Origin of the sequence: Pseudidiomarina homiensis (assembly GCF_003987225.1) — a bacterium.
GTDB lineage: Bacteria > Pseudomonadota > Gammaproteobacteria > Enterobacterales > Alteromonadaceae > Pseudidiomarina > Pseudidiomarina homiensis.
This window is the reverse complement of sequence record NZ_PIPX01000001.1, coordinates 1,231,803-1,252,898: the sequence shown is the minus strand read 5'-3', so window position 1 is coordinate 1,252,898 and position 21,096 is coordinate 1,231,803. Positions and strand designations below refer to the sequence as shown.

Sequence of the window (21,096 nt, the reverse complement as noted above, 5' to 3'; positions counted from 1 at the left end):
TAATCCATGACCTCGAATAAAGATTTATTGAATGACGAATTGCCGGAAGAAGGCAATCAGAAGAGCAAACCAACCGGTCACACGCCTGGTCAAATTCTTGCGCAAGCGCGCGAGCAGAAAGGCTTGTCCCAACAACAAGTTGCCGATAGCTTACGTTTGCGTCTTGCCGTTGTGCAGCTTATCGAAGCGGATGAGTACGAACAGTTAGCGTCAAACACGTTTGTCCGCGGTTACCTACGTGCAATTGCGAAAGCGCTTGAAATCGATGATAAAAAAGTTTTCGAAGCGTTTAAGGAGCATGGCTTTGATTCGGAGCAGAAAAGCAACGTGCAAATGCAGAGCTTTTCGCGTCGGAAAGTGCGTGAACGCAACGACAGCCGCTTAAAATGGATAAGTTACATCATCATTACCGTTGTCTTGGCGTTGGTGCTGATTTGGTGGTGGCAAGAAAGTAATTTCAGCTTGAAGACCATTACCGGTAGCGAAGATGCCCCAACTGAAGCTGAAGCGAAGCGAGAACGCGCAACCGTACAAGATATTCCACAAATCGTGCGTCCTAGCCCAAGCCAGATCACCGAAGAGCAAGCCGTCGCCCGCAACACGACAACCGAATCCGATGTAGCCCGCAGTTCTACTGCGGGTCCAACAGCTGACATCACCGACGCCGAACCTGCCGAATCCGATGTAGCCCGCAGTTCTACTGCGGGTCCAACCACCGACACCACTGATGCCGAAACCGCAGAACCAGAACCCACACCAGCCGAACAGCTGGTCTTTGAATTCAACCAAGCCTGCTGGGTTAAAGTCAGTGATGCCACCGGCGAAGACATCGCCATCGGTGTAAAAGCTGCAGGTTATCGCATGCCGCTGACGGGCGAGCCACCTTTTGATATCATCTTGTGCAAACCGGAAGCCGTCACGTTGACCTACAATGGTGAGAACGTCAATCTTGACGATTACGTGCGTAACCGCAGCGTGACTCTCACGCTAGACTAACAGCGTAACGTAGCAGCAATTTAAGGCACACGAAGTACTATCATGATGCATGAGAACCCAATAAAACGCCGCCCATCACGCCGTATTTATGTCGGCAACGTCCCGATTGGCGACGGCGCACCGATCGCGGTGCAATCGATGACCAACACCGAAACCACCGATGTTGCGGCAACGGTGAAGCAGATCCAAGCGATAGCTAATGCCGGTGCTGATATCGTGCGCGTTTCGGTACCTACCATGGATGCTGCAGAAGCCTTTAAATTCATCAAACAGCAGAGCCCAGTGCCTCTGGTCGCTGATATTCACTTCGATTATCGTATCGCGCTCAAAGTTGCCGAATACGGGGTTGATTGCTTGCGGATCAACCCAGGCAATATCGGCAATGAGCAGCGCATTCGTGCCGTGGTCGATGCCGCACGCGATCGCAATATTCCGATCCGAATTGGCGTCAACGGCGGCTCATTGGAAAAAGATCTGCAAGAAAAGTACGGCGAGCCAACCCCAGCTGCCTTGGTAGAATCGGCCATGCGCCATGTTGATATTCTCGATCGTCTGAACTTTCAAGACTTCAAAGTCAGCGTGAAAGCTTCGGATGTGTTCCTAGCCGTTGACTCTTATCGGTTACTCGCCAAGCAAATTGAACAGCCGTTGCACCTTGGTATTACCGAAGCTGGCGGCTTGCGCAGTGGTTCGGTGAAGTCATCGATTGGTTTAGGTATGCTGCTTGCTGAAGGGATTGGCGACACCTTGCGCATCTCATTAGCGGCTGACCCCGTCGAAGAAGTCAAAGTTGGTTTTGATATCTTAAAATCATTGCGTATTCGCAGTCGTGGTATCAACTTTATCGCGTGCCCAAGCTGTTCGCGCCAAGAGTTCGACGTCATTGCCACCGTAAATGCGCTCGAGCAACGGCTTGAAGACATCACCACGCCAATGGATGTATCGATCATCGGTTGTGTCGTCAATGGTCCAGGCGAAGCCTTGATCTCGCACATCGGCTTGGCTGGAGCGAAAAATAAGAGCGGTTTTTACTTGAACGGTGAGCGCCAAAAAGAGCGCCTTGACAACAATGATTTGGTCGATCAACTCGAACGCCACATCCGTGATCAGGTAAAACGTTTCGAAGCTGAGCAGATTCCTGTGAAGCAAGCGTAAAGCTGCGGTATACTACCCGTCATTTTTTCAAATTGAATTCAATTTAACGAAACGGTAAGTGAACTCGTGGCAAAAACAATCCAAGCAATTCGTGGAATGAACGACCTGCTGCCGGAGCAAAGTCCGGCATGGCAGTACGTCGAGGGCGTGCTACGTGACGTAGCAGCGGCCTACACCTACCAAGAGATCCGCATGCCGGTGTTGGAAAGCACCGACTTGTTCAAACGCTCCATCGGTGAAGTCACTGATATCGTCGAAAAAGAAATGTACACCTTCGACGATCGCAACGGCGACAGCCTTACGTTGCGTCCAGAAGGCACGGCAAGCTGTGTACGCGCCGGTAATGAGCATGGTCTGCTATACAACCAAACGCAACGCTTGTGGTATATGGGCCCAATGTTCCGCCACGAGCGCCCGCAAAAAGGGCGTTATCGCCAGTTTCATCAGTTTGGTATCGAAGCTTTCGGTATGACTGGGCCTGACATTGATGCTGAAGTCATTTTGTTGTCGGCGCGTTTGTGGCAAAAATTTGGCATTGCTGAAAATGTCGAGTTGCAGTTGAATTCACTCGCTTCGAATGAAGCACGGGCGAAGTACCGTGAAGCTTTACGTGAGTTTTTGCGCGCGCACGAGTCGCAACTTGATGAAGACTCGAAGCGTCGTCTAGATACCAACGTCCTGCGGGTGCTTGATAGCAAATCGCCAGACACGCAAAAAGTGCTTGAGCATGCGCCCAAGCTATCGGACTACTGGGATGACGAATCGCGCGAGCATTTCGAAGGCCTGACGCAACGACTTGACGCCGCGGGCATCAAGTATGTGCTGAATGAGCGTTTGGTGCGTGGTCTTGATTACTACAACCGTACCGTGTTTGAGTGGGTGACCACCGAACTTGGTGCGCAAGGTACCGTCTGTGCCGGTGGACGGTATGATGGCTTAGTCGAACAGTTGGGCGGTAAAGCCACGCCAGCAGTGGGTTTTGCCATGGGAATTGAACGTTTAGTTTTATTGCTTGAAGCGCAACAAAAAATCCCGAGCACTCAAGCCGTCGACGTTTACGTTATCGCCTTGAATGAAAGCGCGGAACTTAAGGCGCCGGCTGTTGCCGAAAAGCTTCGTGACCAAGTTGCAGGCTTAAAGGTACAGCTGCACAGCGGCAGCCAGAATATGAAAAAGAAACTGGCGAAAGCGGACAAATCGGGTGCCGACTATGCCATCATCATCCGCGACAACGATTACGAAGTAAAACACCTGCGCAACCGCGATAAAGAAGACGTTATCATCGACGATCTCGCGACCGCAAAAGTGTTTTTCAAACAATAAACAGCAAATAGCAAACATCGCTTTCAGAAGGATTTCCCATGGAAACAGAAGATCAACAAGTCGAACAGATAAAAGCGTTCTGGAAAGAACACGGTAAAGGCATTGTTGCTGGCCTCGTGATCGGTTTTGCCCTGTTTTACGGCTGGCGTTATTACGATGCGCAAACCCTCGCTAAGCAAGAAGCGCAATCTGAGCAATATGAACAAGTTGTCGCACAACTTGAAGCTGACGGTGCTGAAGCGCTGGCAAGCGCGAAAACCTTTGCAAACGAAGCTGCAGGTAGCACTTACGCAACGTTGGCAGCCTTTGAAGTAGCTCGTAAAGCTGCTGAAGGCGGCGACTTGGCGGCTGCTATCGAGGCGCTTGAGAATGCGCAGGCGAATGCCGAAGGCGCGTTGAAGCATGTCGCTAGCGTGCGCTTGGCTCGTTTGCAACTGGCCCAAGAGAATTACCAAGCGGCGTTAGCTGCGCTTGATCAAGTTGCGCAAGTCGAAGGCTTTAAAGCGAAAGCTGCGGAACTGCGCGGCGACGTATTGATGGCACAGGGCGATGCTGATGGTGCACGCCAAGCCTATGAAGATGCGATTGCAGCAGCAACTGAAGCGGGCGTTCCGACCCTACTGGTCGAAACCAAACTTAACAGCATTCCGGCGGCATCATGAAACAAGTTAAGTATCTGAAGCAGAGTCTCATCGTTGCTGCAGCCCTTGGTTTAAGTGGCTGCTCGGTGTTTGGCGACGAAGAACTGAGCTACAAAGAACTACAACCTTTCAACGCCAGTGTTCAACCTAGCGTGCAATGGGACGCGGGTGCAGGTGATGGGATTGGTGAGTTTTTCTCACGGCTGAATCCTACGGTTGTTGGTGACCATGTCGTGGTTGCTGATCGTGAAGGCATGATCATGGCTTACAACCGCGCCAGTGGTAAGCGTGTTTGGGAGCGTGACCTACAAGCGCAATTCGCCGCACAAGGTGAAGGTTGGTTGTCTGGTGCTGAATCATTGCGCATCAGCGGTGGTTTAGTGAGCTACGGTGACAACGTGGTGCTCGGCACCGAGAACGGCGATGTCATTATGGTGAATGGCACCGACGGTAGTGTCGTATGGCAGACCAATGTGAAGGCTGAAATTGTGTCAGACCCAGCCGTTGACGCCAACCATGTAGTGGTGACGGCAAGTAACGGTAAGGTTTTTGGTTTGAATGCACAAAACGGGGCGGAGCTATGGAGTTTGGTAACTGACGTGCCAGCATTGAGCTTACGTGGTACTGGGGCACCGACGTTGGCGGCCGGCGGCGCAATTTTTGGTACAGCGAACGGTAAACTCACCGTCGCGGTATTGGAAAATGGCCAACAAGTTTGGGAAGCGCGCTTAGCTGTGCCGAAAGGTGCAACCGAGCTGCAGCGCCTAGTGGATGTTGACGCCGCACCAATTTCACGTGGCGACCTGATTTACAACATTGCCTATAACGGCCAGCTTGCCGCAGTTGAAATGCGTTCAGGGCGCGTCGTTTGGCAGCGCGAGTATTCGTCGTTCCAAAATATCGACATGTATGGGAACACCATCTATGCCACTGACGCTGATGACCGTGTGTATGCGATTAACGTTGATGGCGGTATCGAGCGTTGGGTCAACGCGGATTTTGAAGGCCGCGAACTAACCGCTCCGGTCTATTTTAATGGCTCTATTGTGGTCGGCGATTCGTTCGGTTACTTACATTTTATCGACGCTGCTAGCGGCGAAACTGAAGGCCGTCTCGAAGTCGGTAGCGACGTTTACGTGGCACCGGTAGTGGCCGATAACGAACTCTATGTACAAACACGCGACGGCACGTTACTCGCGGTAAGGACTAACTAAGAATGTTACCTGTTGTGGCCCTGGTCGGGCGCCCAAATGTGGGCAAATCTACCCTGTTTAACCGGCTGACCCGTACTCGGGACGCACTGGTAGCGGACTTTCCTGGTCTAACGCGCGATCGTAAGTATGGCCAAGCCGATTACGATGGCTATCAATTCATCGTCATTGACACCGCGGGTGTGCATGGCGACGAAGAGGGCATCGACAAAGAAATGGCGTCGCAGTCGCTGCGCGCGATTGATGAAGCAGATGTCGTGTTGTTTATGGTTGACGCCCGTGACGGCATTACCAGTGCGGACTTAGGCATTGCCAAACACTTGCGTTCGATTGGCAAGAAAGCCTATGTAGTGGCGAATAAAATCGATGGCATCGACGCTGACGCGGCGCAAGCTGACTTTTACGAACTCGGCTTAGGTGAAGTCTACGGCATCGCTGCCGCGCATGGTCGTGGCGTCGAAAGCCTGCTGCACAAATGCTTCACCCCACTGCTCGACGATTACCCCGACATGTCCGTAGCCCGTAGTTCTACTACGGGTGATCTCGACGACGAAGCAGTAGCCACTGACATCCCCGAAGATCTATCCCACGACGAAATCGACTACGAAGCCTTACCGCTCAAACTCGCCATCGTCGGTCGACCAAATGTTGGTAAATCAACCTTAACCAACCGCATCCTCGGCGAGGAACGCGTGGTCGTCTTTGACATGCCTGGCACCACCCGTGACTCGATCTACATTCCGATGGAACGCGATGGCCGCGAGTACATTTTGATCGACACCGCCGGCGTGCGTCGTCGCGGTAAAATCGACGAAACCGTCGAAAAGTTCTCGGTGATTAAAACACTGCAAGCCATTGAAGATGCCAACGTGGTGATTTGTGTGCTCGACGCGCGCGAAACCGTCTCGGACCAAGACCTCAACTTGATTGGCTTTGCTCTGAATGCCGGGCGTTCAATTGTCATTGCGGTGAATAAGTGGGATGGCCTCGACAACGACCACAAAGAAGAGATTAAGCGTGAACTTGATCGCCGTCTCGGCTTTGTCGATTTTGCGCGATTGCACTTTATTTCGGCATTGCATGGCAGCGGTGTTGGTAACTTGTTCGAGTCAGTGCTTGAAGCCTACGCCAGCGCGACTCAACGGGTCGGCACCTCGAAGCTCACCCGCATTATGGAAATGGCGATTGAAGAACATCAGCCGCCGCTCGTGCGTGGCCGTCGGGTCAAACTTAAGTATGCCCATGCTGGTGGTTACAATCCGCCGCGCGTGATCATTCATGGTAACCAAGTGAATGATTTGCCGGGCGCTTATCAGCGTTATTTGACCAACTACTTCCGCAAGTCGTTGGGTGTGATGGGCACGCCGATTAAGATCGAATTCCGCGAATCAGAAAACCCGTTTGCCGGCCGCAAGAACAAACTCACCTTGTCGCAGCAGCGCAAACGCAAACGCCTGATGAAGCACATCAAAAAACGCAAGTAGCCCGTAGTTCTACTACGGGCCACACCTGACGTTTCGACCATGGCCGTCCAATTCGGATCTCACCCGTTTGTACCCCGTGGTTCTACCACGGGCCACACCTGACGTTTCGACCATGGCCGTCCAATTCGGGTCTCACCCGTTTGTACCCCGTGGTTCTACCACGGGCCACACCTGACGTTTCGACCATGGCCGTCCAATTCGGATCCCCCCGTGGTAGAACCACGGGCTACCGTTTCATTTTCAACAATTCGCGGCGTTCTTTTTTATCGGGCTTATGGTCTGGGTGCGGGTTATAGAGGGCATTAGCTTTACGCAGCTCCGCTTCACGCTCCCGCCGTTCCTTTGAAGCTTCGGTTTCTTGATACAGCTTCTGCGCTTCAGGCGCTCCACGACGTTGATCACTGAGTTCCAACACTTCGACTTCCATCACGTCATAGCCCTTCTTGAGCTTGATCAGTTGCCCAACACTAATCGTCTTCGCCGGTTTTGGGCGCTGGCCATCAACATGTACTTTCCCTGATTGCACCATCTGCCGCGCAAGCGACCGTGTTTTATAGAAACGTGCTGCCCACAACCATTTATCGAGCCGAACATTTTCCATGAAACCTCCTCAGTTATTTCTGCGCCGGCGCACGTACCCCGTGGTTCTACCACGGGTAAGGCCTGACGTTTTGACCATGATTGTTCGATTCGGATCCCCCCGTGGTAGAACCACGGGCTACACCTGACGTTTCGACCGTATCCATTCAATTGGACATGCCCCGCAGTAGAACTGCGGGCTACTCGTGGCTGCCAAAAACATCATCTAACCATGATGAATTGATGTGTGCCCACTCCGGCGGGTATTTGCCAGACGATAAATAACGCCTAAGTGTTGAATAGGGCCATGCCAGCGCATTTTCAACATAACCATGCTTGACGGGATTATAACAGCAATAGAGCACGTATAACTCATGTTCCCGTTCGTTGCGAATGGTGTGTTCATAATAGCTGTGATGCCACAGTGAACCATTACCCCGGCGCCTGCGCGCGGTTGAGTTACGGTGCGCCTTCGATTGGTTACCGTGCTGAGCCAAGGCTTTGGTTGTCAAAGATTTTATTTTGCGCCAACGGACGGGGATTTGGTCGTCGTTGACGATCCAGACGCAATGCATGTGATCAGGCAAAACCACCCATGCTTCTATTTCAAATGGGTGGGTTTTCATCGTTTTCCGTATCGCATTGCGAAAGGCCTGCATGAAGGCCTCGCCTTGAAAAAAGGGGCGGCGGCGATAAGCGGTGACAGTGAAGAAGTAATACCCTCCTTCGAAATAGCGGCGAACGTTTCTCATGCCCACAGTTTGTATCGCCGCACCGCATTCGTCACCCTTATAAAAATGCAGGAAATCGCGTACGTAGCCCGCAGTTCTACTGCGGGGGAGTCCGAATTGAATAACCATTGCTGAAACGTCAGGCGTGACCCGTAGTAGAACTACGGGCTACATACAGGTGTAGCCCGTGGTTTTACCACGGGGGAAGTCCGAATAGAACAACCATTGCTCAAACGTCAGGCGAGGTCGGTGTCGGCGAAGCGGTATTCGGCGAGGCAGTAGTCGCAGGTCATGATGATTTCGCCGTCTTCGGCGAGAATCGCACGTAGTTCGTCCGGGTGTACCGCGGCCAAGGACTCAAGGGTGCGCTCACGCGAGCAGCCGCAATGAAACGCAACCTGCTGCGGCGCGTAGAGCTCAAGATCTTCTTGGTGATACAAACGATGCAGCACCTCTTCACCAGACAATGCGTACAACTCATGCGCCGTCATCGATGCGGTCAACGTTTCCAAATGCTCGAACGCGGCCAAATCATGTCCAGCGGCAGGCAAGACCTGCAAGAACATCCCCGCAGCATGCTCCCCGTCGGCGTGCAACCAAACCCGCGTATGCAATTGTTCAGACTGCGCAAAATACCGTTCAATCACTTGCGCCAAACTTTCGGCGTCAGCATCAACCACACCCTGATAACGCTCACCGTCGTCTGGCGTAATGGTAATAATCATCACCGCCTTACCAAACAACGCTCGAAGATCATTATTGTCATCGGCGATGGTGCCGCGAACCCGCGCCAATCCGCGCAGATCCTGCTGATGACTACCATTAACCGTAATAAAATTAATTGGTCCGTCACCTTGAACTTGTAGGCTAATGTGCCCCTCAAACTTCAACGTCGCACTAAGTAAAGCCGTCGCCGCCATCAGCTCACCCAGCAAGCGTTGTACCGGCGCAGGGTAGTTGTGCCCTTGTATCATACGCTGATAACTGCTACTAAGTTGTACCAGCTCGCCGCGCACGTCTTGAGCAGAAAAAGTGTAACGATAGAGTAAATCAGTTGGATAATTCATAGCGTTTCAACACAGTGTAATATTTTGCGCGCATAATACCACAACTCCTTAATTTGATCTGTTCACATCATAGCTAAGGGGGTAGAATGGCTAGTAACGCTGTGCTGTCACAAAATTATAACGAAATCAAAAATGCAGATTGAGAACCCACAACTTCAGCGCTTTATCGCCTCCATTACAGCCTTTACCGCAGGGCCACGCTTTGTGCGTAGGTTGTTGTGGGTGCTGACGGCGCTCTTCGCGATTTACGCCGTCTGGACGTTAGCGCAAATGACTTGGCAGATGATCGCACCGGTGAGTCCGCCGGCCAGCGGCCCCCTAAAAATCCAAGTACAACAGCAAAATAATGCTGGCAATACCTCATTCAGCAGACTGGCCGATTTAAACCTGTTCGGCACCACTACCGTAACAGCGAGTGACACCCGCAATGCGCCCAAAACGCAACTTAACGTACGCTTACTTGGCGTCACCGCCAGTAATGTGCCGGAACGATCAGCGGCGATTATTGAGAAGGATCGTCGCCAAGAAGTGTATGTGATTGGCGATAAAATCGCTGGCACCCAAGTGAGTATTGAAGAAATTTACGCCGATCGCGTGATCTTAAATAACAATGGCACATTAGAAACCCTTGAGCTTGAAGGCATCGGCGAGCTGAGTGAAGGCTTAAGCTTGACCCTTGAGAATCAGCAGCGCGCGCAACGGGAGCAATCCGGCGAGCCAGTGAGCGAACCAGCGGCAGAGGTTGAGCAAGCGTATCAAGAACTGCGCCAAAGCGGCGACAGCACCGCCTTGCTCGACTATATTCGGATTAGTCCAGCCATGTCTGGTAACGGTCTGCAGGGTTATCGCCTCAGCCCAGGGAAATACCCGGAACTCTTCACCAATGCAGGGTTCAAAGCAGGCGACATTGCCGTAGCCATTAATGGCCAAGATTTAACCGACGTCGCTAGTGCGCAGGCCGCCATTGGTGAGCTCCGCAACGCTCGTCAAATCATCGTGACGGTTTTGCGTGACGATGAATATCTCGACTTAGAACTGGCTGTTCCGAGCGAGTAAATAGCATAACGAGAATAATAGGACGCAACTATAGGACGCAACTATGCGTAGTTTGAGCACCGTATCAATGATCCTGACCAGTTTGAGTTTGGCATGTGCCATGGGGGTTAGCGCCTCATCTTTTGCACAACAGGCAGCACAGCAAACTCGACAACAGGCCAATGAAGAAGCCGCGGAATACGCAGCCAGCTTCAAAAACACCGATATTACCGAATTCATTCAAGTGGTCGGTCGCAACTTGGGTAAAACCATGATTATCGACCCCGACGTGCGCGGCACCATCAATGTGCGCAGCTACGACGTGATGAGTGAAGACCAATACTGGCAGTTTTTCCTGAATGTGCTCGAAGTCTACGGTTTTGCCACCGTCACCATGGAATCCGGCGTGGTTAAAGTGATGCGTGACAAAGATGCGCGCAACGGCGCGATTCCTGTAGTTGACGATAATTCTCTGGGCGGCGACACCTTGGTGACCCGCGTTGTTCCAGTCAACAACGTGAGTGTGCGCGAGTTGGCACCGCTATTACGTTTGCTAGCGGATAGCAGTGGTGGCGGCAATGTGGTCAGTTACGATCCGTCGAACGTTATTATGATCACTGGTCGTAGCGAAACGGTGCAGCGTCTTACCGAAATCATTGAGCGCGTTGACCGTGCCGGTAACCAAGACGTTGACGTGGTAAAACTGGAATATGCTTCGGCGTCTGAAGTGGTGCGCATCGCCTCATCGTTGTTCGAGAAAACCAATGAAGGCACGCCGCCGTTACTGATCCCTAAAATTGTCGCCGACGAACGTACGAACTCGGTCGTCGTAAGTGGCGAACCGCGAGCTCGTCAACGCGTAATTGCACTGATCAATCAACTCGACCAAGACCTAAAAACTGAAGGTAACACGCGCGTTTACTACCTGAAGTATGCCAAAGCGAAAGAACTGGTCGACGTGTTGCAAGGGGTCAGTGAAAGTATTCAAGCCGAACAGCAAAGCGCCAGTGGTAATAATCCGCAACAAGCACGCTTGGCACGAAACTTACGGGGCAGTAACACCAACGATATCAGTATTTCCGCTCATGAAGACAGCAATTCACTAGTCATTACTGCGGAACCCGACCTACTGGCGAACCTCGAAAATGTGATTCGGCAGCTCGATATCCGTCGCGCCCAAGTTCATGTTGAGGCAATTATTGTCGAGATCTTTGAAGGTGACGGCATAGATCTTGGCTTGCAATGGATTTCAGAAGACGGCGGTATGGTCCAGTATAACAACGGTCGCCAAGTACCGATTGGCCCGTTAGCCGCGGCTGCTTATCAAGCCCGCGAGCGCGAAGGGCGTACCACTCAGACGTTGGTGGATGGCAACTTAGTCACCACGACGGAGCCGGATGAGCCTGGTGATGTAAGCTTGTTGGCGCAGCTGTTAGGTAACGTGAATGGCATGATGGTTGGCGTGGTGAAGAACGACTGGGGCGCGATTTTGCAAGCCGTAGCGACCAACACGAAGTCAAACATTCTTGCGACGCCAAGTATTATGACGGTGGATAACGAAGAGGCGTCATTCTTGGTGGGGCAATCGGTACCAACGATTACTGGCTCGACGGCCGGCGCCAACAACGAAAATCCGTTCCAAACCGTGGAGCGCGAAGATATTGGTATTAAGCTCAAGGTAACGCCGCAGATCAACGAAGGCGACGCCGTACAGTTGGTCATTGAGCAAGAAGTATCGAGCCTGAGTGGCGCAACCGCCGTCGACATTACGATTAACAAACGTACGCTAACGACCACGGTGATGGCTGACGATGGCCAGACCATTGTGCTCGGCGGCCTGATTGATGAAGACGTACAAGAAAGTGAATCAAAGATTCCGCTTTTAGGCGATATTCCGCTCGTGGGAGCACTGTTCCGCAGCACTTCGACGACCAAGCAAAAGCGTAACCTGATGGTGTTTTTGCGACCGACCATTGTCCGCGACTCCGGTACGGCCTATGGCTTGAGCAGTCGCAAATACAACTATATGCGGGCGCAGCAATTGCAGCGTAACGATGAAGGTGTCACCTTGATGCCGAACACCGAAACGCCAATCTTGCCTGAATTTAAAGATAGCGAACTTGCCATTCCGCCAGAGTTACAGAAGTACCTTGACGAGCGCAAGGGAGGCAACGGCAATGACTGATGTTGCCGAGCTCGCCGCGCGAGTGACGCCACGGCGATTGCCGTTTGGCTTCGCGAAGCGTTATGGCGTGGTGGTGGCGGACCACGGCGAGGGCGAGGATGCGGGCGCCTTATTGACCGTGCATTGTCGCGAAGAGGTCGAGCCCATTGTGCTGCGTGAAGTGCGGCGTGCGGTGGGTAAGCCGTTTACCTTAACAACCCACAGTGCCGAAGCTTTTGACGCTATTCTCACGCAGGCCTATCAGCGTGATTCGTCCGAAGCCAAGCAACTGATGGAAGACATTGGCAATGAGAGCAATTTGTTCTCGCTGGCCGATGAACTGCCGCAAACCGAAGACTTGCTGGAAAGCGAAGACGACGCGCCAATCATCAAGCTGATCAATGCAATGTTGTCAGAAGCGATTAAAGAAGGTGCGTCGGATATTCACATCGAAACCTTTGAGAAAGATTTATTAGTGCGTTTCCGTATTGACGGCGTGCTACGCGAAGTGATCCGCCCGAACCGTAAGCTGAGTTCGCTGCTCGTGAGCCGTATTAAGGTGATGGCGCAGCTCGATATTGCCGAAAAGCGCGTGCCGCAAGACGGCCGCATTAGCTTGCTGATTGCTGGGCGCGCAGTTGATGTGCGGGTATCGACCATGCCATCGAACCATGGCGAACGCGTGGTGTTGCGTTTGCTCGATAAAAACAATGCGCGATTGAACTTGCAACAGCTCGGCATGACCGACGGTAACCGCAAGATCTTTGCCGAGCTGATCAAAAAGCCGCACGGCATTATTTTGGTGACCGGTCCAACAGGTTCAGGTAAATCCACCACCCTGTACGCTGGCTTGATGGATATTAACTCCAAAGATCGTAATATTTTGACCGTCGAAGACCCGATTGAATATGCCATCGAGGGCATTGGCCAAATGCAGGTGAATCCGCGCGTCGACATGACCTTTGCACGAGGTTTGCGGGCGATTTTGCGGCAAGACCCCGACGTGGTTATGGTCGGTGAGATCCGCGACGTTGAAACCGCACAAATTGCGGTACAGGCCTCATTAACCGGTCACTTAGTACTCTCGACCTTGCACACCAATACTGCCGCTGGCGCCATCACGCGTCTTGAAGACATGGGCGTTGAACCGTTTTTGTTGAGCTCGTCGTTGTTGGCGGTGTTGTCCCAACGCTTGGTGCGGACTTTGTGTGACGACTGTAAGACGCCGCTGAGCGAAGATAGCCAAGAATGCCGTGCCGTCGGTTGCGATAAGTGTAACTACACTGGTTATCGTGGCCGTACCGGGATTCACGAGTTGTTGGTGGTTGATGAAACCATTCGCGACTTGGTGCACAACGGTCATGGTGAGCAAGCCATTGAAAAATACGTGCGTAAGCATACGCCGAGTATCCGTCAGGATGGTCTCGATAAAGTAGCGCAGGGTGTCACCACACGCGAAGAAGTGTTACGTGTGACGCGCGAGGAGTAACCATGGGCGCTTATTCCTACCACGCGCTGGATGCCAAGGGCCGCAAAAAGACCGGGGTACTTGAAGCCGACACGGAACGGCAAGTCCGCCAGTTGTTGCGTGATCAAGGTTTGATTCCGGTTGCGGTGGACGAAGCGGAACAGTCAGGAACGGATAGTGCCACCAGCCAAAAGGGCTTTTCGGGGTGGTGGGCGCGCCGCAAAGTGCGCAAAATCAGCTCCGCCGACCTTGCCTTGATTACTCGTCAATTGGCCACCTTAGTGGCCGCCGCCATGCCTATCGAACAGGCGTTATTTGCCGTTGCCGAACAAACCGATAAACCGCGTTTACAAAAATTAGTGATGGCGGTACGTTCACGCGTGGTCGAAGGCTACGCGTTGGCGGTTGCCATGAGCGACTATCCGCATATTTTTGACAAGCTGTTCACCGCCATGGTTGCCGCTGGTGAGCGCTCCGGCCACCTCGACGAAGTGTTGAACCGCTTGGCGGATTACACCGAGCAACGCAATCAACTCAAGGGGCAATTGGTGCAGGCGTTGGTGTATCCGGCGGTGCTGACCTTTGTGGCGATTAGCGTGATCATTTTCTTGTTGGTGTCGGTAGTGCCACAAATCGTTGAGCAGTTTGGTGATTTGGGTCAAGAATTGCCGTTTATTACCCGTGCACTATTGGCTGTTAGTCAGTTCTTACAAACCTTCGGGCCCTTTATTTTAGTGGCGGTTCTGGTGGGGTTAGTGATTTTTGGCCAGCTGTTGAGAAATGAACGTCGGCGCGACAAATTTCATGCGTGGCAACTGAAAGTTCCGTTAGTGGGGCGGGTCATTAAAGGCGTTAACACCGCTCGGTTTTCGCGAACGTTGAGTATTTTGACCGCTTCGGCGGTGCCCTTGCTCGAAGGTTTACAAATCACCGCACGAGTGCTGGGCAACCGTGCCATGCAACATGCGGTTACCGAGGCGGCTGATCGGGTCCGCGAAGGCTCTTCGTTACGTGCCGCGTTGGCGCAAACCAAACTGTTCCCGCCGATGATGCTGCATATGATTGCTGCCGGTGAAAAATCCGGTGAGTTGGAGCAGATGCTCGGACGTGCCGCGGACAATCAAGACCGCGACTTTGAAAACACCATGAATGTCGCGTTAAAAATATTTGAGCCAGCGCTGATCATTGTCATGGCTGCGGTGGTCTTAGTGATTGTAATGGCAATTATTCAGCCGATCTTGCAGCTTAATCAAGCGGTCGGTTTATAAATGGAGGAAGTATGAGAAAGAACAAAGGTTTTTCACTGATCGAAGTGATGGTGGTGATCGTGATTTTGGGCCTGTTGGCGACGCTTATCCTACCTAATGTGTTAGGTTCGGCCGATCAAGCCAACCGTCAAAAAGTGAAATCTGACATTGTGGCGCTGGAAAATGCACTGTCGCAATACAAGTTGGATAACGGTGTGTTTCCGACCACCGAGCAAGGGCTTGAGGCACTTATTGAAGAGCCTACCATTGACCCATTACCGCGCAACTATCGCCGTGGTGGTTATATTCAGCGTTTACCATTGGACCCTTACGGTTCGGAATACATGCTGTTGAGCCCAGGCGAATACAGCGATATTGATATTTTCTCTGCCGGCGAAGACCGTCAACCAGGCACCGACGATGACATCGGTAACTGGAACCTTGAAAACAACTAAGGGTTTTACCCTCGTTGAAGTGATGGTCACCATTGCCATCATTGGTTTGATGGCGGTGGCGGTCACCTTTGTCGTGCCTGACCAGCAAGATGATGCATTGGATGACGCGGCCGAGGATTTGTATCAACGGATTCGTTATGCGCAGGAATATGCGCTGTTGCGGCATGCGGTTTTAGGTCTGCGGATTGACGAGCAGGGCTACACTTTCGTGCAGTGGCGCGAGCAGCAGTGGCAGCCGCTTGATTTTCGCGGTTTAAGGGCGCAGGACTGGCCGCAGGATGTGGTGTTTGAGCTGCAGAGTGAAAACGAAGCGTTGCTCGGGCAAGACGAAGATGCGGTGGAAGCGTTTTTTGCGCCGCCAGAAGATGAAGCGACGAGCACCGAGGAGCGCGAAGCGCAGCAGCCGCAATTGTGGATTTTGGGTAGCGGCGACATTTCGGTTTTTACGTTGCGTCTGCAGCCATTCAACAGCCTTGATGGACAAGGTTGGGTGCTACGCAGTGAAGATGGCTACCATTTGACCCTGCAACGCGCGGAGGAGGTTCAGTGATGTCCACCCCCGCCGTCGTTGTGGTACCCCGTTGCACCGATGTTGTAACCCGTGGTTCTACCACGGGGTGTGCCCCACGTTGCGCCGATGTGGTAACCCGTGGTTCTACCACGGGGTGTGCCCCACGCTGCGCCGATGTGGTAACCCGTGGTTCTACGACGGGGTGTGCCCCACGTTGCGCCGATGTGGTAACCCGTGGTTCTACCACGGGGTGTGCCCCACGTTTCGATAATGGTTGTTCAATTCGGATTCCCCCCGTGGTAGAACCACGGGCTACCAAGCATGCGGGCTTTACGCTGGTGGAAGTGATGGCGGCGCTGGCGATTTTTGCGATGGCGGCATTGGCTGGGGTTGCTGCCGCAACCAATCACTTGAACGATCTCGCCTATATGGAAGAGCGCACCATGGCGCGCTATGCCGCCGCGAATGCCTTGGCGCGCATCACTTTGAGCGAGAATCCGCGCGAGCTGAAGCAGGGCACCGAAACCGTCGCCAGCAAGCAATGGCACTGGCGCGCCACCTTCACCGAAACCGTGACCGCCGACGTCAGCTACGTCGAAGTCACCGTCCGCCCCAGTCAAGACAGCACCGAGAAAAGCTATATTCTCGGCCGCTACCTTAGGGCCCCGCAATGACCCCGCGCATCGACCAACCCGTACCCCGTGGTTCTACCACGGGTCACCCTCGAATTGAACCGCCATTGCCGAAACGTCAGGCACACCCCGTTGTAGCCCGCAGTTCTACTGCGGGGCATGGTCGAATTGAATCGCCATTGCCGAAACTTCAGGTACACCCCGTGGTAGAACCACGGGCTACACTTCGAACGCAACAACCATTGCCGAAACGTCAGGCGCACCCCGTGGTAGAACCACGGGCTACCCAACTGGTGCATACGGGCTTTACCTTGGTTGAGGTGTTGGTGGCGATTGTGGTGTTCGCGATCATTGGCTTGGCCAGCGCGGCGGTGGTGAACAGCATGATGCGCACCAACGAACAAAGCGCCGAAGTACGTGAAGAATTACAACAGTTGCAACAAGCCATGTTGATGATCGAGAACGACTTACGCCAAGCCGTGTCACGGCGCACACCCGAAGGCGACTACTACGTGCGCGCAGGCTGGTTCAATCCTGGCAACCTGCTGGCCCGCAGCGAACTGCAACCCGTGCGCTACATCATTAACCAAGACCAACAACTGGTCCGCCAACACTACACCTACGCCGATATGAGTCCCACCAGTGACCCAACCGAGCGCGTAGTGCTTGAAGGCGTGACCGAATTTCAGGTTGAGCCCATCATCAAAGGCAGCGAGCGCAGCGGCTTAGGCATCACACCGAATCAGCAACCACAGGCCGAACAAGACGGCCCAATGGAAATCCCTGACGGCGTCGAAGTCACCCTCGAAACCGAGCGCTGGGGCACAATCGTACGCGTATTTATTTTAAACGGAGGCGACTTTAGTGAACCGCAAAGTTCCAATCAGCCTTCCCCGTAAACAGGGCGGCGTCGCGCTCATCATGGTGCTGCTCGTGGTGGCCTTGGTCACCGTGCTGGCAGTGCAGCTGAGCAAGCGTTTACAAATGAACGTTATTCGCACCATGAACTACCAGCAAAGCGAACAAGCCTATTGGTATTGGCTGAGTGCCGAAGAAATCGCACGGCAATTGCTACAGCTACAAGTCAAAGACAGCAAGGGCGTCATCCATCAAGGCCAAGTCTGGTACTTGCAAACTGAAGAAGAGCGAGTCTATCCGCTTGAAGGTGGCGGTAACGCTAATGTGGCGATTAAAGATCTACACAGCTGCTTCAACCTGAACGCACTCAAAGGCGACAGCCTGAGCACCGAACAGCTGGTGCGCCGGAAAGTCCAAATGCGTATGCTGCTGCAAGCGGCGATGCCAGATATTGACGATTACAAAGCCGATGTTATCGTCGAGAGCATGGCGGACTGGCTCGACCGCGACGAACAAATGGCCAGTAGCTATGGTGCCGAACGTTCTGATTATGAGAGTCTTAACGTGCCGTACCAAGCTGCCAACGACTTTTTTGTTCATGAAAGCGAGCTGCGCCTCGTCCGCGGTATCACCCAACCGGTATACCAAGCGTTGAAGCCGTATGTTTGTGTGATCCCGAACAGCAACAAAAACGAATTAAACTTCAACACGGTGGAGCACGGCGAGTTAGTCCATGCCATCACCCTTGGTGCGCTGACTGTCGACGAAGGCAAGGCTGCCCTCGAGAATCGTCCTGACGACGGCTATGATGGCATCGAAGATGCGCGCAACAACAGCATCTTGGCGCAAGCCAGCGGACAGCCCATCAATCCAAATTTTGGTGGCGTACCGCGCCCTAGTGGCATTACCGCCGAATCGCTGGGCGGGATGTTTGACGATTTGGTGGTAAAAAGTAATTATTTCGAGTTAGATACCCAAGTACAATTCGGCGACATGGAATTACGTGGGCAAAGTAAACTCTACGTGGCAGAAGATGACAGTGTCGTTCTGCTGCGTGGACTAGGAGAACCTTAATGGAACAGCTCTATATTCATCTGGCGACGCCTGTGCGTTGGCTGATCTGGCATCCCAGCCAGCAAGAAGTCATTGCCAGTGGCGAGCTTAACGACCCGAGCGAGCTCAGTCAGCTCCACGATAAAGCACAGCGCTGCAACGTTACCGTGCTGGTGCCGGGGCAAGATGTGCTCTTAACCGAAGTGCGCTTGCCCGCGGGCTCGCAGCGCTTGTTGCCGCAGCTTATTCCGAACAGCCTCGAAGACGAGCTGGCCAGCGACATCGACAGTTTGCACTTTGCTTGGCCTGCCAATGCGAAACCAGCAGGTATGGATACGCCAATCCCCGTCACCGTGGTGAGCAAGGCGCATATGCAAGACTGGCTTGCCGCGCTGCAACAGGCGAACATCGAAGCCGACGCGATCTATCCGGATTATTTTGCCTTACCCGTGACCGAGCAAGGCGTGAAACTGCGCTTGGGCGCGAGCCTGTTGGTGCGCGAAAGCCAGTGGCAGGCCTACAGTACCGATGTGCCGCCACTGTTCGACAGTGAGGCCAGTGACATTAGTGCGCAGTATGAATTGCCGCTGCAAGTCGCTACCGCCGACCACGCGAAGCACACCATCAATTTACGTCACGGCGAATTCCGCGTGGTGCGCAAGCGCCGCAAACAAAGCGTGACGATGCCATGGCAGCCAGCAGCGATTGCAGCTGCGGTGGCCGTGGTTGTGGTCTTTGCCCAGCAATTCGTGACCTATGTGCAACTCGGTCAAGAAAATCAGCAATTGCAACAGGCCATCGAATCGACCTACCGTGAAGCGTTTCCGAACACCACGCGTATCGTTAACGTGCGGAGCCAATTGCGGCAACAGCTGAGCAGTGTCGGTGCCAGCGCCACAGCAACCGACTCAGCAACGGCGACCAATGCAGGCCTTGCCATGTTTGGCCAACTTGAACCAGCGTTCCGTGCGACACCTAGTGTCGAGCTCGATCGCGTGCGCTACAACAATGGCACGCTACAACTGCAAGTGAATGTGGAAGACTTCGAAAATCTACAACGCTTTCAAGAAGCGGCGAGCCAAACCGGATTAACCGTCAACCAAGGGCAAGTCACCAATCAGAACGGCGTGGTGAGTGGCGCGTTAGAAGTCACCGCAGGCGGGGGGGCCTAAGTTATGTTGCAAGAACAAGTTCATCTGCGTTGGCAGCAACTGAACAGTCGCGAGCGTTTGTTAGTGAGCATCGCTGGCGTGGTGCTGGCGATTTGCGTGGTCTATTTTGCCATGTGGCAGCCGTTGCAAAACGGCATCGAACAGCGCGAGTTACAACGCAGCGCACAACAAGAAACGCTCGCTTGGGTGCGCGAAAACGCTGGGCGCTACCTTGCATTAAGCCAACAGGCGCAAAGGCCAAATCGTACCAGCGGCGCCGTCACACAAGCCACTGACATTCCGCGCATCATTACCGAGCAAGCGCGCAGCTTCCAGCTTGACGTCGGACGCATGAGCCCTGAGGGTGAGTCACTGGTGGTGGTCATGAATGACGTTCCCTTTACCCAAGTGCTAGCGCTGTTAGACGCGCTGCAAGCGCAAGGCGGCCTGAACATCGAACAACTTGATATCACCCGCGGCAATAAGCCGGGCCATGTGCACGTACGTCGTCTAAAAGTGGGGCTGGCATGAGTTGGCGCTGGTTACTTTGGTTAATTCCCGTCTATTTAATTGGTTTAGTGGTGTTCGCCCCAGCACGCGCCGTGCTGGGGTTCATTCCTGAACAAAGTGGTATCAGCCTAAGTGCGGTGTCCGGTACTTTGTGGAATGGCGAAGCGTCCATCAGCGCCCCAGCTAGTCCGCAGGTGACGGTAAATTTGCAGAACATTCAATGGCAACTAAAACCGCTGGCGCTTGTTAGCGGCAAAGCGCTGCTTGATTTCACCATTCCGCAAAGCAACACTATTACGGGGCAAGGCACAGCGAGCGTTGGCCTGAATGGTAGTGTCAAGCTGCAAGGCGAATTCAGTGGCAACCTGCAAGAAGCAATTCAAGCGTATCGGCTACCCGTGCCAGTCACCTTAGATGGCCGTTGGGCATTGCAGCTCGACAATTACACACTTACTGATCTTGCTAGTGGCCAATGGTGTAACCAACTAGAGGCCACGGCAAAAAGTCGCGGCACAGCGGTGCGTTTCAATAACCGCTGGAGTGAACTCGGTGAGTTCGGAACCGCCTTAAGTTGTTCGGCACAAAACGAAATAGTTGCTAAAATGGCAGCGAATAATCGTTTAGGTTTAAGTTTTACGACGACCGTTGGCGGCAATCAGCAAGCACCGCAAATTCGCATTCAAGGTGCGCTAAAGCCTGGCTTGCAAACGCCGCGTGAAGTATCCGAAATGCTCGTATTTTTGGGTCGCCCTGATAATACCGGCGCGTACCGCTTTAATTTCACGCTTTAATTTAAGGCCAACTATCAGCGGCAATAACAAAAAA

At 53.2% G+C, this 21,096-nt stretch carries 21 protein-coding genes; 18 read left to right on the top strand and 3 right to left on the bottom strand.

Annotated elements, in window-relative coordinates; genetic code table 11:
- The first annotated feature begins 6 nt into the window (after positions 1 to 6).
- The 6 genes from CWI70_RS05990 to der all read left to right on the top strand — a co-directional run bounded on the left by CWI70_RS05990 (position 7) and on the right by der (position 6,810).
- Entirely contained in the window at positions 7 to 996 is a 990-nt protein-coding gene (locus tag CWI70_RS05990) for a RodZ domain-containing protein (protein WP_126771432.1), read from the top strand.
- A 42-nt stretch (positions 997 to 1,038) separates the two neighbouring features.
- Complete coding sequence (gene ispG, locus CWI70_RS05985; protein WP_126771430.1) at positions 1,039 to 2,151, top strand: flavodoxin-dependent (E)-4-hydroxy-3-methylbut-2-enyl-diphosphate synthase; 1,113 nt, start codon at positions 1,039 to 1,041, stop codon at positions 2,149 to 2,151.
- Positions 2,152 to 2,217: 66 nt separating this feature from the next.
- Positions 2,218 to 3,474: a histidine--tRNA ligase gene (gene hisS, locus CWI70_RS05980; RefSeq protein ID WP_126771428.1), complete on the top strand. Its 1,257-nt coding sequence runs from the start codon at positions 2,218 to 2,220 to the stop codon at positions 3,472 to 3,474.
- Positions 3,475 to 3,512: 38 nt separating this feature from the next.
- A complete protein-coding gene (locus CWI70_RS05975; RefSeq protein WP_126771426.1) occupies positions 3,513 to 4,136 on the top strand; it encodes a YfgM family protein in 624 nt (207 codons plus the stop codon).
- Positions 4,133 to 5,329: an outer membrane protein assembly factor BamB gene (bamB, locus tag CWI70_RS05970; RefSeq protein WP_126771424.1), complete on the top strand. Its 1,197-nt coding sequence runs from the start codon at positions 4,133 to 4,135 to the stop codon at positions 5,327 to 5,329. The genes CWI70_RS05975 and bamB overlap by 4 nt, the downstream gene beginning before the upstream one ends.
- 2 nt (positions 5,330 to 5,331) lie before the next feature.
- Positions 5,332 to 6,810 (top strand): ribosome biogenesis GTPase Der, encoded by a 1,479-nt coding sequence (der, locus tag CWI70_RS05965; RefSeq protein ID WP_126771416.1) that lies wholly within the window; start codon positions 5,332 to 5,334, stop codon positions 6,808 to 6,810.
- 226 nt (positions 6,811 to 7,036) lie between these two features.
- Here der and hslR read toward each other — a convergent pair whose 3' ends face one another.
- From hslR to hslO, 3 genes are all read right to left on the bottom strand, one after another.
- Positions 7,037 to 7,411, bottom strand: a complete 375-nt coding sequence (gene hslR, locus CWI70_RS05960; RefSeq protein ID WP_126771414.1) for a ribosome-associated heat shock protein Hsp15 — start codon at positions 7,409 to 7,411, stop codon at positions 7,037 to 7,039.
- Positions 7,412 to 7,589: 178 nt separating this feature from the next.
- The gene (locus CWI70_RS05955; protein ID WP_241967829.1) at positions 7,590 to 8,249 is read right to left on the bottom strand and encodes an REP-associated tyrosine transposase; all 660 of its coding nucleotides are present in this window, start codon (positions 8,247 to 8,249) and stop codon (positions 7,590 to 7,592) included.
- Positions 8,250 to 8,356: 107 nt separating this feature from the next.
- Positions 8,357 to 9,187, bottom strand: a complete 831-nt coding sequence (hslO, locus tag CWI70_RS05950) for an Hsp33 family molecular chaperone HslO (protein ID WP_126771412.1) — start codon at positions 9,185 to 9,187, stop codon at positions 8,357 to 8,359.
- A gap of 132 nt (positions 9,188 to 9,319) precedes the next feature.
- Between hslO and gspC the strand changes: the two genes are divergently transcribed.
- From gspC to CWI70_RS05890, 12 genes are read left to right on the top strand one after another with little or no spacing between them, the layout of a single operon-like run.
- On the top strand, positions 9,320 to 10,243 hold the full coding sequence (gene gspC, locus CWI70_RS05945; protein ID WP_126771410.1) for a type II secretion system protein GspC: 924 nt from the start codon (positions 9,320 to 9,322) through the stop codon (positions 10,241 to 10,243).
- Between the two features lie 43 nt (positions 10,244 to 10,286).
- Entirely contained in the window at positions 10,287 to 12,407 is a 2,121-nt protein-coding gene (gspD, locus tag CWI70_RS05940; RefSeq protein WP_241967828.1) for a type II secretion system secretin GspD, read from the top strand.
- On the top strand, positions 12,400 to 13,875 hold the full coding sequence (gene gspE, locus CWI70_RS05935) for a type II secretion system ATPase GspE (RefSeq protein ID WP_126771408.1): 1,476 nt from the start codon (positions 12,400 to 12,402) through the stop codon (positions 13,873 to 13,875). Before gspD ends, gspE begins: the two co-directional genes overlap by 8 nt.
- Before the next feature lie 2 nt (positions 13,876 to 13,877).
- Positions 13,878 to 15,122 (top strand): type II secretion system inner membrane protein GspF, encoded by a 1,245-nt coding sequence (gspF, locus tag CWI70_RS05930; protein ID WP_126771406.1) that lies wholly within the window; start codon positions 13,878 to 13,880, stop codon positions 15,120 to 15,122.
- An 11-nt stretch (positions 15,123 to 15,133) separates the two neighbouring features.
- Positions 15,134 to 15,556 (top strand): type II secretion system major pseudopilin GspG, encoded by a 423-nt coding sequence (gene gspG, locus CWI70_RS05925; RefSeq protein ID WP_126771405.1) that lies wholly within the window; start codon positions 15,134 to 15,136, stop codon positions 15,554 to 15,556.
- Positions 15,522 to 16,106 carry a type II secretion system minor pseudopilin GspH gene (gene gspH / locus CWI70_RS05920; protein ID WP_126771403.1) on the top strand — a complete coding sequence of 195 codons (585 nt, stop codon included), beginning with the start codon at positions 15,522 to 15,524 and terminating at the stop codon, positions 16,104 to 16,106. Before gspG ends, gspH begins: the two co-directional genes overlap by 35 nt.
- Positions 16,106 to 16,741, top strand: a complete 636-nt coding sequence (gspI, locus tag CWI70_RS05915; RefSeq protein ID WP_241967867.1) for a type II secretion system minor pseudopilin GspI — start codon at positions 16,106 to 16,108, stop codon at positions 16,739 to 16,741. Before gspH ends, gspI begins: the two co-directional genes overlap by 1 nt.
- Positions 16,738 to 17,598, top strand: coding sequence for a type II secretion system protein GspJ (locus CWI70_RS05910; RefSeq protein ID WP_126771399.1), 861 nt, complete (start codon positions 16,738 to 16,740; stop codon positions 17,596 to 17,598). Before gspI ends, CWI70_RS05910 begins: the two co-directional genes overlap by 4 nt.
- Positions 17,564 to 18,631: a type II secretion system minor pseudopilin GspK gene (gene gspK, locus CWI70_RS05905; RefSeq protein ID WP_126771397.1), complete on the top strand. Its 1,068-nt coding sequence runs from the start codon at positions 17,564 to 17,566 to the stop codon at positions 18,629 to 18,631. Before CWI70_RS05910 ends, gspK begins: the two co-directional genes overlap by 35 nt.
- Positions 18,631 to 19,782 (top strand): type II secretion system protein GspL, encoded by a 1,152-nt coding sequence (gspL, locus tag CWI70_RS05900; RefSeq protein WP_126771395.1) that lies wholly within the window; start codon positions 18,631 to 18,633, stop codon positions 19,780 to 19,782. Before gspK ends, gspL begins: the two co-directional genes overlap by 1 nt.
- A gap of 3 nt (positions 19,783 to 19,785) precedes the next feature.
- A complete protein-coding gene (gspM, locus tag CWI70_RS05895) occupies positions 19,786 to 20,292 on the top strand; it encodes a type II secretion system protein GspM (RefSeq protein ID WP_126771393.1) in 507 nt (168 codons plus the stop codon).
- Entirely contained in the window at positions 20,289 to 21,062 is a 774-nt protein-coding gene (locus CWI70_RS05890; protein ID WP_126771392.1) for a type II secretion system protein N, read from the top strand. Before gspM ends, CWI70_RS05890 begins: the two co-directional genes overlap by 4 nt.
- Positions 21,063 to 21,096: the final 34 nt, after the last annotated feature.

What these genes read in the sequence shown, in the direction of transcription:
- der (WP_126771416.1), top strand. Translation starts at nt 5,332, where the DNA reads ATGTTACCTGTTGTGGCCCTGGTCGGGCGCCCAAATGTGGGCAAATCT.
- gspE (WP_126771408.1), top strand. Translation starts at nt 12,400, where the DNA reads ATGACTGATGTTGCCGAGCTCGCCGCGCGAGTGACGCCACGGCGATTG.
- gspC (WP_126771410.1), top strand. Translation starts at nt 9,320, where the DNA reads ATGCAGATTGAGAACCCACAACTTCAGCGCTTTATCGCCTCCATTACA.
- CWI70_RS05975 (WP_126771426.1), top strand. Translation starts at nt 3,513, where the DNA reads ATGGAAACAGAAGATCAACAAGTCGAACAGATAAAAGCGTTCTGGAAA.
- CWI70_RS05910 (WP_126771399.1), top strand. Translation starts at nt 16,738, where the DNA reads ATGACCCCGCGCATCGACCAACCCGTACCCCGTGGTTCTACCACGGGT.
- CWI70_RS05890 (WP_126771392.1), top strand. Translation starts at nt 20,289, where the DNA reads ATGAGTTGGCGCTGGTTACTTTGGTTAATTCCCGTCTATTTAATTGGT.
- gspM (WP_126771393.1), top strand. Translation starts at nt 19,786, where the DNA reads ATGTTGCAAGAACAAGTTCATCTGCGTTGGCAGCAACTGAACAGTCGC.
- ispG (WP_126771430.1), top strand. Translation starts at nt 1,039, where the DNA reads ATGATGCATGAGAACCCAATAAAACGCCGCCCATCACGCCGTATTTAT.
- gspL (WP_126771395.1), top strand. Translation starts at nt 18,631, where the DNA reads ATGGAACAGCTCTATATTCATCTGGCGACGCCTGTGCGTTGGCTGATC.
- hslR (WP_126771414.1), bottom strand. Translation starts at nt 7,411, where the DNA reads ATGGAAAATGTTCGGCTCGATAAATGGTTGTGGGCAGCACGTTTCTAT.
- bamB (WP_126771424.1), top strand. Translation starts at nt 4,133, where the DNA reads ATGAAACAAGTTAAGTATCTGAAGCAGAGTCTCATCGTTGCTGCAGCC.
- gspD (WP_241967828.1), top strand. Translation starts at nt 10,287, where the DNA reads ATGCGTAGTTTGAGCACCGTATCAATGATCCTGACCAGTTTGAGTTTG.
- hslO (WP_126771412.1), bottom strand. Translation starts at nt 9,187, where the DNA reads ATGAATTATCCAACTGATTTACTCTATCGTTACACTTTTTCTGCTCAA.
- CWI70_RS05990 (WP_126771432.1), top strand. Translation starts at nt 7, where the DNA reads ATGACCTCGAATAAAGATTTATTGAATGACGAATTGCCGGAAGAAGGC.
- CWI70_RS05955 (WP_241967829.1), bottom strand. Translation starts at nt 8,249, where the DNA reads ATGGTTATTCAATTCGGACTCCCCCGCAGTAGAACTGCGGGCTACGTA.
- gspI (WP_241967867.1), top strand. Translation starts at nt 16,106, where the DNA reads ATGTCCACCCCCGCCGTCGTTGTGGTACCCCGTTGCACCGATGTTGTA.
- gspG (WP_126771405.1), top strand. Translation starts at nt 15,134, where the DNA reads ATGAGAAAGAACAAAGGTTTTTCACTGATCGAAGTGATGGTGGTGATC.
- gspH (WP_126771403.1), top strand. Translation starts at nt 15,522, where the DNA reads ATGACATCGGTAACTGGAACCTTGAAAACAACTAAGGGTTTTACCCTC.
- gspF (WP_126771406.1), top strand. Translation starts at nt 13,878, where the DNA reads ATGGGCGCTTATTCCTACCACGCGCTGGATGCCAAGGGCCGCAAAAAG.